This window comes from Streptomyces phaeochromogenes (assembly GCF_001418655.1).
GTDB classification, from domain to species: domain Bacteria; phylum Actinomycetota; class Actinomycetes; order Streptomycetales; family Streptomycetaceae; genus Streptomyces; species Streptomyces phaeochromogenes.
In genome coordinates, this window is sequence record NZ_LIQZ01000648.1 from 1 (window position 1) to 1,517 (window position 1,517).

Sequence of the window (1,517 nt, forward strand, 5' to 3'; positions counted from 1 at the left end):
GCCATGAGCACTCCCGCCCCGGGGCCGTCCGTACTGTTCGTCTGCGTCCACAACGCGGGGCGGGAGTGCTCATGGCGGGTGTCTTTCTGGGGAGGGGACTCAGCGGGCGAAGGGCGTGGCGAGTTCGGTCTCACCGTGAGGAACGACGATGTCGGTTTCGGCGGGAGCCGGTCGGCCGAACACCGCAACCACCAGGCCCAGGCCGACAGCGGCACCAAGCAGTTGGGCAGCGACGAACGGGGTGACGGAGGCCGGGGCGATCCCCGCGAACGTGTCGCTGAAGGCCCGGCCTATCGTCACCGCCGGGTTGGCGAACGACGTGGAAGAGGTGAACCAGTAGGCGGCTCCGATGTAGGACGCCACCGCGGCCGGTGCGAGGGCGGCGCGATCGGTCCGGGCCAGACCGAAGACCAGCAGGACGAGCCCAGCGGTCGCCACGATCTCGCCCAGCCACAGGTGGCCGGCGGAGCGGTCGTGCGCGGACCACTTCACCAACGGTTCGGCGAACATCGCATTGGCCAGCACCGCGCCGCTGATCGCCCCGGCGATCTGCGCAGGGATGTACGCGGCCACGTCCCGCGCGGTGAGGCCGTCGCCACTTCCACGCCCGGTGAACCAGGCGGCAAGAGTGACGACCGGGTTGAAGTGGGCGCCGGAAACCGGCCCGATCAGCGTGATCAGCACGCCCAGGCCGAAGACGGTGGCGAGCGAGTTGGCGAGCAGTTGCACTCCGACGTCCTGTGACAGCCCGGTCGCCTGGATGCCGGAGCCGACCACCACCGCGACCAGCGCGGCCGTCCCCACGGCTTCGGCCACGGCCCGCCGTCCCAGCGAGGCACTCACGCGGTCGCCCCGGCCGGCTGAGGTGCGGTCAGGAACGCACCCAATCGGTCCAGGACACCGGGCAGCGCCCAGTAGTAGACCCAGGTCCCGCGACGCTCACAGTCGATGAGGCCGGCCTGGCGCAGCAGCTTGAGGTGATGGGAGATCGTCGGCTGAGACAGCTCGAAGGCAGGCGTCAGCTCGCACACGCACACCTCGCCGCCCTCCCGCGAAGCGATCATCGACAGCAGCCGCAGCCGTACGGGATCCCCCAGGGCCTTGAAAGCCTTCGCCAGCTCGGTGGCCTGCCCCTCGTCCAGGGGTGCGGTCGCCAGCGCCTGGCAGCAGCCGCCGTCCGTGCCCTGACCGAGCACCTCAAGTTCTTGTTTCGACATTCCTCTATGTTGACGTTTTTCGATTCAAGGCGCAAGGTTGCATCGAAGAACGTCAATACAGGCCGCTCGGGTCCCGCCAGGCCCGTCATCCAGGAGTGAGTCATGAGCGAAGTCATGAGCGAGCAGTCCACCGATCTGCGCGAGACGGTCCGCCGGCGGTACGCCGAGGCAGCAGTGAAGGTCACCGAGGGCGGCACCGCCTGTTGCGGACCGCAGCCGGTCGAGATCGACGAGAACTTCGGCTCCACCCTCTACGCCGCCGACGAACGCGACGCTCTGCCCGCCGAGGCCGTCGCCGCC

2 protein-coding genes and 1 pseudogene are annotated in these 1,517 nt (G+C 69.2%); 1 reads left to right on the plus strand and 2 read right to left on the minus strand.

Annotated features, from left to right (window positions below; all coding sequences use genetic code 11):
• Positions 1–99 precede the first annotated feature (99 nt).
• The gene (locus AOK17_RS47140; protein ID WP_055618770.1) at positions 100–843 is read right to left on the minus strand and encodes an aquaporin; all 744 of its coding nucleotides are present in this window, start codon (positions 841–843) and stop codon (positions 100–102) included.
• Complete coding sequence (locus tag AOK17_RS47145) at positions 840–1,217, minus strand: ArsR/SmtB family transcription factor (protein WP_079053696.1); 378 nt, start codon at positions 1,215–1,217, stop codon at positions 840–842. The genes AOK17_RS47140 and AOK17_RS47145 overlap by 4 nt, the downstream gene beginning before the upstream one ends.
• A 114-nt stretch (positions 1,218–1,331) precedes the next feature.
• On the opposite strand from AOK17_RS47145, the pseudogene AOK17_RS53340 reads away from it, so the two are divergent.
• Positions 1,332–1,517, plus strand: a pseudogene (locus AOK17_RS53340) (arsenite S-adenosylmethyltransferase); the annotation flags it as partial.